At 74.1% G+C, this 13,119-nt stretch carries 11 protein-coding genes; 3 read left to right on the plus strand and 8 right to left on the minus strand.

Annotated features, from left to right (window positions below):
* Positions 1-88: 88 nt before the first annotated feature.
* From ACQKM2_RS15705 to ACQKM2_RS15735, 7 genes are all read right to left on the minus strand, one after another.
* Complete coding sequence (locus tag ACQKM2_RS15705; protein ID WP_427710041.1) at positions 89-2,104, minus strand: ATP-binding cassette domain-containing protein; 2,016 nt, start codon at positions 2,102-2,104, stop codon at positions 89-91.
* Positions 2,105-3,231: 1,127 nt separating this feature from the next.
* The gene (locus ACQKM2_RS15710; protein WP_427710043.1) at positions 3,232-4,704 is read right to left on the minus strand and encodes an NAD(P)/FAD-dependent oxidoreductase; all 1,473 of its coding nucleotides are present in this window, start codon (positions 4,702-4,704) and stop codon (positions 3,232-3,234) included.
* 123 nt (positions 4,705-4,827) lie between these two features.
* Entirely contained in the window at positions 4,828-6,057 is a 1,230-nt protein-coding gene (locus ACQKM2_RS15715; RefSeq protein WP_427710045.1) for an MAB_1171c family putative transporter, read from the minus strand.
* Entirely contained in the window at positions 6,054-6,620 is a 567-nt protein-coding gene (locus ACQKM2_RS15720; RefSeq protein ID WP_427710047.1) for a hypothetical protein, read from the minus strand. The genes ACQKM2_RS15715 and ACQKM2_RS15720 overlap by 4 nt, the downstream gene beginning before the upstream one ends.
* A 3-nt stretch (positions 6,621-6,623) precedes the next feature.
* Positions 6,624-6,968 carry a hypothetical protein gene (locus ACQKM2_RS15725; RefSeq protein WP_427710049.1) on the minus strand — a complete coding sequence of 115 codons (345 nt, stop codon included), beginning with the start codon at positions 6,966-6,968 and terminating at the stop codon, positions 6,624-6,626.
* A 175-nt stretch (positions 6,969-7,143) separates the two neighbouring features.
* Positions 7,144-7,842 (minus strand): helix-turn-helix transcriptional regulator, encoded by a 699-nt coding sequence (locus ACQKM2_RS15730; protein WP_427710051.1) that lies wholly within the window; start codon positions 7,840-7,842, stop codon positions 7,144-7,146.
* A 158-nt stretch (positions 7,843-8,000) separates the two neighbouring features.
* On the minus strand, positions 8,001-9,500 hold the full coding sequence (locus ACQKM2_RS15735) for an FAD-dependent monooxygenase (protein ID WP_427710053.1): 1,500 nt from the start codon (positions 9,498-9,500) through the stop codon (positions 8,001-8,003).
* 280 nt (positions 9,501-9,780) lie between these two features.
* Between ACQKM2_RS15735 and ACQKM2_RS15740 the strand changes: the two genes are divergently transcribed.
* Together ACQKM2_RS15740 and ACQKM2_RS15745 are read left to right on the plus strand one after the other, a co-directional pair.
* Positions 9,781-10,389, plus strand: a complete 609-nt coding sequence (locus ACQKM2_RS15740; RefSeq protein ID WP_427710055.1) for a hypothetical protein — start codon at positions 9,781-9,783, stop codon at positions 10,387-10,389.
* Positions 10,390-10,682: 293 nt separating this feature from the next.
* Positions 10,683-11,729 carry a DUF4259 domain-containing protein gene (locus ACQKM2_RS15745; RefSeq protein ID WP_427710057.1) on the plus strand — a complete coding sequence of 349 codons (1,047 nt, stop codon included), beginning with the start codon at positions 10,683-10,685 and terminating at the stop codon, positions 11,727-11,729.
* Here ACQKM2_RS15745 and ACQKM2_RS15750 read toward each other — a convergent pair.
* Positions 11,726-12,145 (minus strand): MerR family transcriptional regulator, encoded by a 420-nt coding sequence (locus ACQKM2_RS15750; protein WP_427710059.1) that lies wholly within the window; start codon positions 12,143-12,145, stop codon positions 11,726-11,728. The two genes, ACQKM2_RS15745 and ACQKM2_RS15750, sit on opposite strands and share 4 nt — an antisense overlap.
* Positions 12,146-12,247: 102 nt before the next feature.
* Here ACQKM2_RS15750 and ACQKM2_RS15755 point away from each other — a divergent pair, with 102 nt between their 5' ends.
* Positions 12,248-13,075, plus strand: coding sequence for an oxidoreductase (locus tag ACQKM2_RS15755; protein ID WP_427710061.1), 828 nt, complete (start codon positions 12,248-12,250; stop codon positions 13,073-13,075).
* Positions 13,076-13,119 lie beyond the last annotated feature (44 nt).

Raw genomic sequence — 13,119 nt, forward strand, 5'->3', positions numbered from 1 at the left:
CGGCACGTCGCGTCGTGTGGCGTAGCGAATCGGGAAGCGCGGTGGCCGGCCGGACGGACGCGGGTGGTCCGGCGGCCGGCCCCGGTCGTCAGGCCTCCGCTTCCGTGCTGCGGTAGCCGCTGGCCTGGAGGGTGAACATGGCGGCGTAGCCGCCGTCCAGGGCCATCAGCTCGTCGTGGGACCCGGACTCGACGATGCGGCCGCCGTCGAAGACGAGGATCCGGTCGCAGTCGACGACGCTGGCGAGCCGGTGCGAGATCAGCACCGTGATCTGGTCCTCGCGCAGCCGGCCGCGCAGCACCGCCTCGTACACGGCGTGCTCGGACGGCGGGTCCATGCTCGCCGTCGGCTCGTCCAGGAGGAGCAGGACCGCCTCCTGGTAGAGGCCCCGCCCCACGGCGATCTTCGCCCACTGCCCGCCGGAGAGCTGCTGCCCGCCCTTGAACCGCTTCGACAGCAGCGCGTTCCACTGGCCGGGCAGTGCGGCGATGACCGCGTCGGCGCCGGCGGCCCGTGCCGCGGCCATGGCGCGCCGGGGGTCGGCCTCGGTGAGGCTGCCGGCGCCGGCGGTGATGTTCGACAGGGCGCTGAAGGGGAACCGGACGGGGTCCTGCAGCACGCAGGCGACCCGCTGGTGGACGGACCGGGCGTCCATCTCGCGTACGTCGACGCCGTCCCAGCTGACGCTGCCGCGCTGGGCCTCGTACAGGCCGGCCAGGAGTTTGGCGCACGTCGACTTCCCCGACCCGTTGAGGCCGACGAACGCCACCGTCTCCCCGGCGCGGAGGGTGAAGGAGACGCCGTCGAGGGCGGGCGTGTCCTTGCCGGGGTAGGTGAAGTGGACGTCGCGGACGGTGATTTCCCGCACGCGGTCCGGCGCCGGGACGTCGGAGGTGCGGGGCAGGAGGCGGCGGCTGCGTTCCTGGACGGCGAGGAGGTCGTCGACCCAGAGGGCGTGCTCGTAGACGAGGTGGGCGACCTCGATGAGCCGCGTGAGGGAGGACTGGCCCGCCTGGATGGCCAGGACGGCGCCGGCGCCCGCGGCCAGCGGCAGCCAGCCGGCGATCAGCATGGCCGCGAGGGCCGCGTAGGTGATCCCGGTGCCGGTGCCGCCCACCGCCCGCCCGGCGAGATTGAGGAGGGCGGAGCCCACGCCGAGGCGGGTGTCCTCCTCGGCGATCCTGGTGGTCAGGCGGCGATGCTCGGCGAGGAGGGCGCCCTGGGCGGTGTCGGAGCGCAGCTCGGCGGCCGCGTCCACGTCGAGCAGCAGCCACGAGAAGACGCGTACGCGGCGTTGCAGGGCGTTCCAGCGCTTGAACGAGCGGAACCGGGCGCGTGCGCTGTGCACGGCGGCCAGGCCCACCGGCAGGACGGAGAGCAGGAGGAGCGGGAGGAGGACCGGGTGGAGGACGCCGAGCACGCCGGCGGTGCCGAGGAGTCCGAGGGCCGCCGCGGCGAGGGAGACGACCTGCCCGACGATCATCCGGGCGTAGAACAGCCCGCGGTCGTTGGCGCGGTGGACCTCGTCGTGCCAGTCGGCGTCTTCGACCGCTTCGAGGCGCACGTGCGCGGTGAGGTGGAGGAACTCGCATTCCAGCGCGGTGCGGATCTTGGGGGTGACGCGTGCCTGGGCCACGGCCACGGCTGCTTCCAGCAGGGCCCGGGCGGCGAGGAAGCCGGCCAAGAGGACGATCTCGGGGACGGCGGCGCGGACCCGGTCGGGGGTCGGACCCTCGGCGAACAGGTGCTGGAGGACCCTGACGGAGGCCATCAGGCCGAAGGCCGTCATGGCGGCGGAGGCCAGCTGGCAGAGGACGGCGGCGAGGGTGGCCCGGCGGTCCGCCTGCCAGGCGAGCCGGCCGATGAGGGCGGTGATGCGGGGGAGGCGGACGAGCACCTGGCGTACGGTGGCGCTCGCGGCGGCGCCGTCGTGGACGGACCAGTACGCCTCTTCCAGGCCGTCGGTGACGTCTCCGTCCTCGGGCCCGGCGGGCACCGCGGAGGGGGGCGGGGGCAGGAACGGCTGGGACGGCCGGGACGGCTGGGCGGACCGCTGTCCGGGAACGGTGCCGGCCGTCGCCGCCGCGTCGGTGGGCTCGCTCATGCGGTCCACCTCGTATCCGGTCGTACGGCGCGGTAGGCGCGGATGCCGGACCGCTGCGGTTGCGCGGGGCGGGCGGCGGCGGAGGTCCGCCGCCGCTGTTCGAATCCGAGGCGGCAGGGGGCGGGTGCGGGTTCGGGATGCACGGTGTCCTCCATCTGGGCGGCCGGTTGGCACTGGTGCTCCAAGAACGCCCCGGTTCTACGCCCGTCACGGCCCCGGAAGGACGAATCCCTCGAACGCGAATACGACCCCGGCGGGCGGGCCAACAGCCGCCTGCCCGCCCGCCTTTGAACCCACACGTTCGAGTGGTCGGTCACGCCCGGCACCCGATCAGGGGCTTGCGCGGCCTACGGCGGCCCGGTTCGCGCGCGCTATTCCACCGCGGAGGGTGCGGGGGTCGGCGCTACGCGGGTGGGGGGCGGCGTCGGAACCGGCCCGCGGGTCGGCACGGAGGCGGACGGGCTCGCCGTCGGAGCGGGCGTGGCGGTCGGGGCCGGCGTGCACGTGGGGCTCGGCGAGGGAGCCGGCGGGGAGGTCGGTACCGAGGTCGGAGTCGGTGCGGGGGTGGGAACCGCCGTGGACGTCGGGACCGGGGTCGGAGTCGGGCTCGGGGCGTACGTCGGAACCGTCGTGGGCGACGTCGGAGCAGGGCTCGGGGCGTACGTCGGGACCGCCGTGGGCGCCGCGGCCGCGGCCGGAGTCGGCGCGTACGTCGGAACCGTCGTGGGCGCCGGAACCGAGGTCGGGGTCGGCTCGTACGAGGGGAGCGGTGTGCGTGACGGAGCAGAGGTCGGGGGCGAGGTCGGGACCGGCCCGCGGGTCGGAGGCAGGGTCGGGGCCGGGGTCGGGGCCGGTGACGTGCAGGTGGTGCTCGGGCTGGGGCTCGGTATCGGATCCGGCGTCGTGGGGTCGGCGGCCCGGGCCATGCCGGTCGCGAGCGCGATCCCGGCCATGGCGCCGGACACCGCGACCGCAGCCGCGGTCATACGGACTCGGACTCGGTGGTTGCGCATGTGCTGGTTCCCCCCTGGTCAACTTGCCGGCACGGTTGCCGACCATGATCCAAAGCCAACACGCTCCGTCGCCGACCCGCAACAGGCTTCTTCGGCCGGCACCCGGGATCCCCTTCAGACCACCGTCTCCCCCGGGGCGCGGTCCGCGAACTCCCGTACCCCGCACCCCCGGTGGACGAGGGCGCGCTCGTCGGGCGTGAGGGGCGGGCCGGTCAGGGGCGGGCGGAGGGGGCCGCGCAGGGCGCCCAGGAGGACGCGCGGCCTGACCAGGGTCGTGAGGGGGGCCTGGAGGGAGGTGACGTCGAAGAAGTCCCTGGTCATGGAGAAGCTGCCGCAGCAGGTGTTCAGCAGGCGGTAGGTGTAGCCGGACACCAGCTTGTCCTTGAGCGTCGGGGTGCGGTGGCCGCTGCCCTGGACCCCCGGGTAGAACACGTCGTGGCCGAGCGCCAGGTCCCAGGCCGCCGCGACCGGTCCGGCGACGGCCTTCTGGACCCGTCGCGCGAGACGGGGAGCGTCGATTCCGTGGGCCGAGACGAGGTCGCGGAGCACGAGCGCGGACTGGGCGGCCACGGACATGGCGTGCCCGTAGATGGGGTTGAACGCCGCCAGGGCGTCGCCGAGCACGACGTACCGCTCCGGCCAGTTCCTGACGTTCTCGAAGTAGCGGCGGACGTTCCGGGTGCTGCGGCTGACCGTGACGCCGGTCAGCGGCTCCAGCCCGGAGATCATCTCGCCGACGAGGGGGTGGCGCAGGCCGCGGGCGAAGGGCTCGAAGTCCTCGCTGCTCGCCGTGGGTTCGCCTCCTCTGGTTCCGGCCGTGGTGACGATCCACTGGCCGTCCTCGATGGGGAGGATGCTGGCGCTCTGCCCGGGGCGTGCCGTCCGGGGGTCGGACTGCACGACGACGAGGGGGAAGCCGGTCGTTCCCTCGGGTGCGCGGAAGATCCGGCTGGCGTACGTGAGGCCGAGGTCCAGGGAGCGCTCGGGTGCGGGCTTGACGCCCAGGTCTTCCAGGTGCCGCGGGGCCCGCGACCCCCGTCCGCTCGCGTCGACGACGAAGTCGGCTTCCAGAACCTCTTCCCGCCCGTCCGCCCCGCGGGTGCGGACGCCGGTGACGCGGTCGGCGGTGCCGGTGAGGGCGTCGACCCGGGTGCGTTGGAGGACGGTCACCGCGGGGTCGGCCAGGAGGAGGTCGCGTACGGCGTGGTCCAGCACGCCGCGGCTGCAGGCGATCAGGAAGGCGGTCTCGGCGCTCCAGCGGCGGAGCCAGCCCTCGGGGGTGAATCCGACCATGCCGGTGGGGATCGGGATGCGGTTCGCGCCGGCGGACATCCACCGGCCGGTGGCGCCGGGCAGGAGGGCTTCGGTGGCGTGTACTCCGGTGCTCCAGAACATGTGGGCGTGGCTCGCCTGGGGGAGGCCCCTGCGGGGGCCCGGCCCGGTCGGCAGTTCGTCGTTCTCGACGATGAGGACTTCTTCCACCGCCTCACGCAGCGCGGCGGCCGCCAGGGTTCCGGCCAGGCTGCCGCCGATGACGATGGCCCGGCGCCGTGCCGGGCGCGCGGGTGTGTGGGTGAGGTGGGGCATCTGACTGCTCTCTCGTGGGCCGCCGACGGGCGAGGGGCGCTGGATCTGGACGGGGGACGCTGGATCTGGACGGGACGGGGGCCGTGAACATGTGTGTGTATGGGGGTGGGGAGGGCGGGTCGGTCAGGCATCCGCGCGGCCCAGTGGCGCCGGCGGAGTGTCCCGGTGCGGTCCGACCAGGTCGGACGTCGTCCGGAAGGGTGATGGCCGCCCGCATGCCCGGGTGGAGGTCTGGTCGAGTACGGCGAGGACGCGCAGCACGTCCGAGAGCCGGACCAGCTCTTCGTCGTCGACCGAGGACATGTCCTCGACGCCGCTTCCCGCTCGGCCGGCCGGGGTGCCGCGCAAGGCGTCGAACGCCGCGACCAGCATGGAGACATGGCGTTCCACGTCCGGTCGCAGCTCGCCGGAGAGGGCGTCCGGCCGTTCCCCGGCCGGTGCGGGGTGGCCGAGGCGCGGCGCGAGCAGCCGGAGTCCGTCGCGGATGTCGCAGGTCCGGCGGAGCTGGCGTTTGCCGAGCGAGGACCACCAGGGGATGCGGACCGGTTCGTACGGGGTCACCGCGCGCATGACCAGCCACAGCGGGCGCAGCCGCCGGTACTGGGACCACCGGCGCCACAGGCCCACCGCCGCCTGGCTCGCGGAGGGCAGGGCGAGTCCGACGCACTGGAGGAGCGAGGCCAGGGAGGACACCGTCGGGGCGACGGTGGTGCTGACGCCGTCCCAGTCGTGGCCGGCCCATCGCGCGCCGATGGCCAGCAGCTTGCACGCGACGTACACGAGGCTCAGGGACGAGCCGGTCACGATGAGGAGCAGTCCGCTGCGCAGGAGGCCCGGGATCTCGCGGGCCCAGCGCCAGCACAGGCGGGCCAGGACCAGGTTGGCCAGCCCGTAGGAGAGCACGCAGAGGACGACCATTTCCCGGAGGTACGGGGTGGTGGCGTAGTAGGTGTCGAAGTCCAGGCGGCGTTCCACCGGTGCCTCGCCGTAGGCGAACAGGGTGAACTGTGTGGCGATCACCGCTCCGTAGATGCCGACGCACCAGCGTGTGGCGGCCCGGCGCCGGTCCTCCGGGCCGCCGCGCCAGATGATGGTGAGGTTGATCAGTGCGGCGCTGGCGGCGGTGACGATGCCGTAGACGAGCGGAACCGAGAAGTTGGGGATGCCCGTGAGCGCGTTCACCTGGGAGATCGTCGGCGGTGCCGCGAAGAAGAAGACGGCGGCGCCCAGCGGCAGGAGCAGGGACACCGAGCGGACGAGGGGATCGCGCCAGTGCCTGACGAGTCTGGGCACCCTCAGCGCGAAGGCCGCGGAGAGGACGCCGACGAGGAGGTAGAAGTACAGGGTGGTCATGCGTACTCCCCCTCCCGGGCGGGCCTGCGCGGATCCGTGGCGGAGCGCCGGGCGGCGTCCGCGGCGGTGGCGCCGTCGGCGGGCGCGTCGGCGAGGGTGCGGGCCCGCGGGGTGAGGTCGAAGTAGGGGTTGAGGGTGAGGAGTCCGTCGTGGATGCCCGCTTCGCGGTGCAGCCGGCGTACGCCCACCGTGGCGTGCAGGGGCAGTCCGACCACGGCCGTGCCCGGCGTCAGTCCGTGGAGCACGCGTGACAGGGTGGCCGGCCGCCGGTAGCGGGTCCGGTCCCGCCACGGCTCCTTGAACCGCCGTAGGAGGAGGGGTACGCCCGACCCGAGGAGGATGCAGCAGAAGGACAGGGTGGCGAAGTTCGGCACGCCCGTCGCCCTGTTCACCCTGACGATCACGGAGGTCGCCCCGAAGTACAGGACGGCCGTGGCTGTCAGCAGGTACGCCGCCACGGACCGGAGCAGGGGATCGCGGGCGTTCCTGCGCAGGCTGGGGAGCCGGACGAGGACGGCCACGGTCCCCGGCGCGGCCGGGATGAGGAAAGCGGGATCGGACACAGGTCAGCCCCGTATGCCGTGCTGGCCCAGTGCGGCCGCGATGCGGCCGGACGTGGTGCCGCGGTCGTGTGCGGACGCGTCGGGGGGCGTGAGTAAGTGCCGGACGGCGTGGGCCGGTTCCGGGCCGTATCGCTCCGCGGCCCGTTCCCCTTCCGCGTGGTTCCCGGTGGCCGCCCGGTCCTGTTCCGGGAGGGCGGGGCCGGGGCGTCCGGCGACGGCCAGAGCCGAATCGACCGCTTGTTGTAAGGCGGCGTCGTGGCCCGCCTCTGTCGGGACCCGGGATTCCAGACGGCCGGTCCCGTCCACGAGGGCGCCGACGGCCTGCCGTATCTCCCGCTGCTTGAACACGTGCCTCTCCCCTGCCCCTGTTCCGCGAAGGGCGGGAGTGCGCGCCCCAGCGGATTCCATGCGACCGGCCGGCGCCGCCCCCGCACGGCAACCGGTCGCTCCACCGACCCACCGCGCCGCGGACTGCGAGGGGCACGGCCCCCCGAGTCCCCTGGCGCGTACGGAACAGCACGCTTCAGCACGCATCGCCGGCCGGGTCCTGCCGTCCCGTGGTGTCCCCCTCGGCCGCACGTTCGTCCATGTAATTGTCGAGCCATTCGAGCAGCTTGGTGCGCCCCTGGTCGGGCAGCAGGGCAGCGCGCAGGGCGATGCCGTCGACGCCGTGCCGCTCGTACAGGCTCGGGCGGCGGCCGGCGCCGGCCGGGGCCGCCGCGAGCGCGCCGCGCTCGCTGTGCTCCTGGTACTGCTGGAGCAGCGACTTCTCCACGACGGCCAGCGCGCAGCCCAGGGCCTCGGTGTCCTCCGACTGGAGGAAGCCGGCCGGGCGCCCGAAGAAGCGTTCCAGGCGTGCGCAGTGGTCCATCGTCGGCCGGCGGTCCCCGCCGAGCATGGCCTGCACCTGCTGCCGGGAGATGCCGCTCTGCCGGGCGATGTCGCCGTGCGAGAACTTCCGGCCGTTCTCCTTGAGGTACGTCTCGTGGAGGAGGTCGAGCCGCTGCCGGAACCTCTTGTGGATGTCCGGCTCACCCGCCGGGCGCCCCTGGAGGAGCGCCCGTACGACGTCGAGGGGAACCCCGGAGGCGCGGTGCAGTTCCTCCGGCACCAGGACCTCGTCCCGGCTCCGGCCGAGCTTGGCCCCCAGGTCGGCGATCCGTCCCACGGACTCGGCCAACTGCGAGACGCTCACCGCCGACACGGGGAAGGCTGCTGTCACCGGCTGGTCTCCCGAGGTCGCGCGGGACGGACCACCCTGGTGTGCCGGGGTGGCGGGCCGCTGGAGGGGCGGCCGCAACGCCGATGCTGCCACAGCCGTGGCAGGTGCTCCATAGAACTCCGGCCAATCTGCCACAGCAGTGGCAGGAAGCCGGTCTCTCAGCCGATCCGGGAGGAGGGGTCCTGGCTGGGCACGGCGGCGGCCTTGCGTTCGGCGTCGGTCAGCGGAGGTGCCTGGAGGTGCGGCTCCTTCGGGCCGAAGAGCATGGGGACCAGCACGTCGGGGGAGAACAGCCGCGTCGCGGGCTTCTCCAGGCTCATGACGTCCAGCAGGGCGCCGAGCGCCCGGGGGCTGCGGGCGGCCGTCTCGACGGCGCGGTCGACGAACCGGGTGAGGAACCGTTCGACGGCCTTGGGCGGTGTGGCGCTCGCACCGGGGTAGCAGGCGTCCTGGCCCACGGCCAGGTCCCATGCGGCGGAGACGGGCCGTGCCGCCGCGCGCTGCACGCGGCGGGCCGTGCCGGGGGTGGCGAGGCCGGTGGAGGCCAGTACGCCCCGGAGGGCGAGGGCGGACTGGGCGGCCACGGTGAGGCCGTGCCCGTAGACGGGGTTGTAGCCGGCGACGGCGTCGCCCAGGACGACGAACCCGTCCGGCCAGGCCTTCATCTTCTCGTAGTAGCGGCGCTGGTTGGCGGTGCTGCGCGTGGTCACGACGTCGCCCAGGGGTTCGGCGTCCTTGATGAGTTCGCCGATGACGGGGTCGCCCAGGCCCAGGGCGAAGGCGGTGAAGGCGTCGGGGTCCCTGGTGGGTTCGCCGCCGCGCGAGCCGGAGAGGGTGACGATCCACCGGCCGTCCTCGACGGGGAGGATGATGCCGCCCTGGCCGGGGGCCTTGGCCGGGTTGGCCTGTACGTTGACCAGCGGGAAGCCCTCGCCGGTCGTCCCGGGGGCCCGGAAGGCGCGGGTGGCGTAGGCGACTCCCGCGTCGACCTGCCGCTCGGTGACGGCGGGCAGGCCGAGGGCCTGGAGCCAGGCGGGGGCGCGGGATCCGCGCCCGGAGGCGTCGACGACCAGGTCGGCGGTGAGGGTCCGCGTCCGGGTGCCGATGCGGGCGGTGACACCCGTGACGCGGCCCGCTCCGCCTTCGAGGCGCTCGACGGCGGAGTCCTCGTGGACGGTGATGCGGCCCTGGCCCGGGGCGCGTTCGCGCAGGACGTGCTCGCGCAGGACGTGGTCGAGGAGGTTGCGCGAGCAGACGAGGATGCGGTGGGGGGTGCCCTTGCCCGTGGGGGTGCCCTTGCCCGTGCCGCTTCCCGTGCCGCCGCCCGTGCCGCTTCCGAAGCGGCGGAACCAGACCTCGTTCGGGGCCCGGGAGACCATGTCACTCATGATGGGGACCAGCCGGCCGCCCTCGGCGACGACGCCGTCGACGAATCCGGGGAGGAGTTCCTCGAAGGCCTGCACGCCGCCGCTCCAGACCAGGTGCGCGTGGCGGGCCTGCGGTACCCCCTTGCGGTCCTCGGGGCCGGTGGGCAGCGTGTCGCGCTCCATGAGCGTGACGTCGGCGAACTCGGCGAGGACGGAGGCGGCGAAGAGGCCGGCGGCACTGCCGCCGATCACGAGGGCTGTGGGCCGACCTGAGTTGGCTGTGTGCGACATGTGACGCTTTCTATCGTGGCCGCCTGCCGGCGGATCCTCGCGGCGGTCCAGGTGCGGTGGAGCGCGCGCGAGTCCGTGGGCGTGGAGAGCCCGTCCGCCACGGCTTCGGCGCGGGGGCGGGGGCGGGGGCGGACGCGGACGCGGACGCGCCCGGGAACAGATCCCGCGATCACCGAGTTACATGTAGTCACCATACGTGCTGTAGCCACGTTTTGGGCGGGCTTCGGTGTCCAAGGGCGTTCGGCTGACGGTCCCCGGGTCAGGGCGCCACCATGGCCCCATGACCGACCCCAGCCCTGCCCAGCGGCTCGCCGACCACGTCCGGCACCTCCTCGGCGAAGGACCGTTCCCGCGGCCCGGCGGATGGACGCACATGGGTGCCGTCATCTGCGACGTCAGCTTCCAGCCCCGCTGCAACTACGAGGCGACCCTGCGGCCGCGGCTCCTCCGGCTCCAGGCGAGCTGGCCGGACGCGAGCACGGTCAGCGGGTTCCGGAGCCGTCTGGCCACGGAGGACCTCGCCGTCGCCATGCGGTTCAACCACGCCCGGAAGGCCGCGACGGCCCGCGCCATCGCCGACCTCCTGGCCGACCACGGGGTCGACACCCGCGACGACCTCCGCACCTGGCTCGACCACCCGGCCAACCGCGCCGCCCTGCGCACGGTGAAGGGGGTGGGGCCCAAGAGCGTCGACTACATCGGCAACCTCGTCGGCCGCTCGCAGGTCGCCGTCGACGTCCACCTGCGCGCCTTCGCGGCGGACGCCGGTGTCGCCGGCCTCCCCTACGAGCGGCTGCGCACGGCGTACGAGGAAGCCGCCGCCCTCCTCGGCCACGACGAGGCCGGACTGGAGCACGCCGTGTGGCGGCACGGGGCGGGAACGCCCTGACCCGCCGCCCCGGGCCCCACCCGCACGGAGCGCCGACCGCCCGGCAGGGCTGGTACGTCGGCGCGGCCGTGGAGGGCGGCCGTGGAGGGCGGCCGTGGAGGGCGGTCGTGGAGGGCGGTCGTGGAGGGCGGTCGTCTCACCGCGACCCTCGCCGGCGACGACCGGCCGGAGGGGCGGCGTCGCACTGCGGAGGCCGGCCCCGTCCCACTGACCCGTCCGGCCGCCCCGTCCCGCGTCCGCCGTTGTCAGTGGCGGCTGGCAGCATCCCTGAGCACCCCACCTCAAGGAGCTCCATGGGTACCTGGGACGTCGGCCCCTTCGACAACGACACCGCCGCGGACTTCGGCGGCACCCTCGACGAGGCCGCCGAGGCCGAGCGGCCCGGCCTCGTACGGGACGCGCTCGTCCGCGTCCTCGGCGCCGAGGACCCCCTCGACCAGCACCTCGCGGTCGAAGCGGTGGCGGCAGCGGCGCTCGTCGCCGCGCAGTGCCCCGGAGGGCGGCCCGTCACCAGCGCGTACGGGCCGGACCTGCCCGTCCCCGAGCTTCCGGCCGACCTGCGGGACCTCGCCGTACGCGCCCTGGACCGCGTCAAGGCCAAGCCTTCCGAGCTGCGCGAACTCTGGGCCGACACCGGCGAGTACCCGTACTGGCGCCGCAGCCTGGACCTCCTGCGCAGGGTCCTGACCTTCCCCGCCCCGCAGCCGGTGGCCCGTTCCTGGGCCCGGATCGACGCCTGGACGCGCCGGCACGCCCCGGCCTCGCACGCCCTGCTCGCGCCGCCGGCCGACCCCGTCGAAGTCGAGGCCGCGCAAACGGCGATGGGGGTCCGCTTCCCCGCCGACCTGCTGGAATCGCTGGCCTGCCACAACGGGATCACCCAGTGGGCGAACCTGCTCCCCGGCAAACCGCCCATGTCCGTCGCGGGGATCCTCGACCACTGGCGGATGTGCGTCGAGATCGCCGGTGACGACCCCGACCTGATGCAGTCCGACGGCGACGGCGAGGACGACGAACCCTGGTGGCACCCGCAGTGGATCCCCTGGGCGCAGAGCGACGGCGACTCCCGGGTCATCGACATGCGCGAGGGGCCCGGCCGGGGCCGCCTGGGCACGGCGACACACGACGACACCGGCCACTTCGACGACGGCTGGCCCTCCCTGGCCGTGTACCTGACCGCGGTGGCCGACGCGCTCGACCACGGCGGAGAAGCGGACGGCATGGCTCCGTACCTCGCCCCGCAGGGGGAGCTGTGGTGGGACTTCCCGGGCGAGACCGAGCTGAACGGCGAGCCGCTGACCCCGGCCCCGCCCGCGGGCGGCGCTCCCGGCCGGTGCTAGGGGGTGTCCGACCCGGGGCGGGGAGACGGGTTCCAGAGGCGGTCGGCCTCGCCGCGGGCGATGTGCTCCTCGTAGATCCGCACCTTGTACCGCATCACGTCCAGGGTCTCCCGCAACTCCTGGATCTGCGCCTCGACCTGGCGCTCGTGCCGGCGCAGCAGCTCCAGCCGCTCGTGTTCGTTGCCCGGCCCCCGGCGGGCCAGTTCGACGTACTGCCGGATCACCGGCAGCGGCATCCCGGAGGAGCGGAGCTTGGTGCAGACCGCCAGCCACTCCACGTCCTCCTCGTGGTAGACGCGACGGCCGTTGGACAGGCGGCGCACCGGGTTGGCGAACAGGCCCTCCCGCTCGTAGAAGCGGAGCGCGTGCACGCTCAGCCCGCTGCGCCGCGCCACCTCGCCGATGCTCAAGTCCACGAGTGACCCCCGTCACAAAGCTGTTGATCTAGACCCGACTCTAGCTCCTAGCCTCGGACCATCAGCCAGTCGGCACGTCGGACGATCGGATTGTGGGAGAACATGGGCGTTTGGTTTGTCACCGGGGCATCGCGCGGGCTCGGCGCGGAGATCACCCGTGAGGCGCTGCGCCGGGGGCACAGCGTGATCGCCACCGCGAGGGACGCGTCGGCGCTGCTCAAGGCGTTCCCGGAGAAGCCGGACGGACTGCTGGCGGTGACCGCGGACGTCACCGAGCCGGAACAGCTGGCGGCCGCCGTGGAGGCAGGTCTGGCGGAGTTCGGCCGGATCGACGTCGTGGTCAACAACGCCGGCTACGGACTCGTCGGCGCGATCGAGGAGACCTCCGACCGGGCCGCCCGGGACCTCTTCGACGTCAACGTGTTCGGCGTGCTCAACACCCTGCGGGCGACCCTGCCGACGCTGCGCGCCCAGCGGTCCGGACACGTCGTGAACATCGGCTCCGTGGGCGGCTTCGCCACCGCCCCGGCGGTCGGCCTGTACGGCGCGACGAAGTTCGCCCTGGAGGGCATCACCGAGGCGCTGCACGGGGAGCTCGCCCCGCTCGGCATCCGCGTCACGGTCATCGAGCCGGGCGGCTTCCGCACCGACTTCCTCAGCGGTTCCAGCCTCCGCGTCGAACCGGCGGCCATCGCCGACTACGCCGCCGGCGCGGGGCCGGTGCGCGAGGCGCTGGCCGCGAACGACGGGCTCCAGCCGGGCGACCCGGTCAAGTGCGCCGAGGCCGTCGTCGACGTCACCGAGGCCGCGGAGCCGCCGCTGCGCCTCCAGCTGGGCGCGGACGCGGTCGAGCGCGTCGAGGCGAAGCTGGACCTGGTGCGGCGTGAGCTCGACCAGTGGCGCCGGACGTCCCTCTCGACCGCCTTCTGAGGAGCCGTCCGCCGAGGCGTCCCCTCCCGGGAACAGCGGGAATA

It is taken from the genome of Streptomyces sp. NPDC004126 (assembly GCF_050275515.1).
Lineage (GTDB): Bacteria > Actinomycetota > Actinomycetes > Streptomycetales > Streptomycetaceae > Streptomyces.

Coding starts and splice junctions, on each gene's coding strand:
- ACQKM2_RS15710 (WP_427710043.1), bottom strand. CDS start 4,704: ATGCCCCACCTCACCCACACACCCGCGCGCCCGGCACGGCGCCGGGCC.
- ACQKM2_RS15715 (WP_427710045.1), bottom strand. CDS start 6,057: ATGACCACCCTGTACTTCTACCTCCTCGTCGGCGTCCTCTCCGCGGCC.
- ACQKM2_RS15745 (WP_427710057.1), top strand. CDS start 10,683: ATGGGTACCTGGGACGTCGGCCCCTTCGACAACGACACCGCCGCGGAC.
- ACQKM2_RS15705 (WP_427710041.1), bottom strand. CDS start 2,104: ATGAGCGAGCCCACCGACGCGGCGGCGACGGCCGGCACCGTTCCCGGA.
- ACQKM2_RS15755 (WP_427710061.1), top strand. CDS start 12,248: ATGGGCGTTTGGTTTGTCACCGGGGCATCGCGCGGGCTCGGCGCGGAG.
- ACQKM2_RS15735 (WP_427710053.1), bottom strand. CDS start 9,500: ATGTCGCACACAGCCAACTCAGGTCGGCCCACAGCCCTCGTGATCGGC.
- ACQKM2_RS15740 (WP_427710055.1), top strand. CDS start 9,781: ATGACCGACCCCAGCCCTGCCCAGCGGCTCGCCGACCACGTCCGGCAC.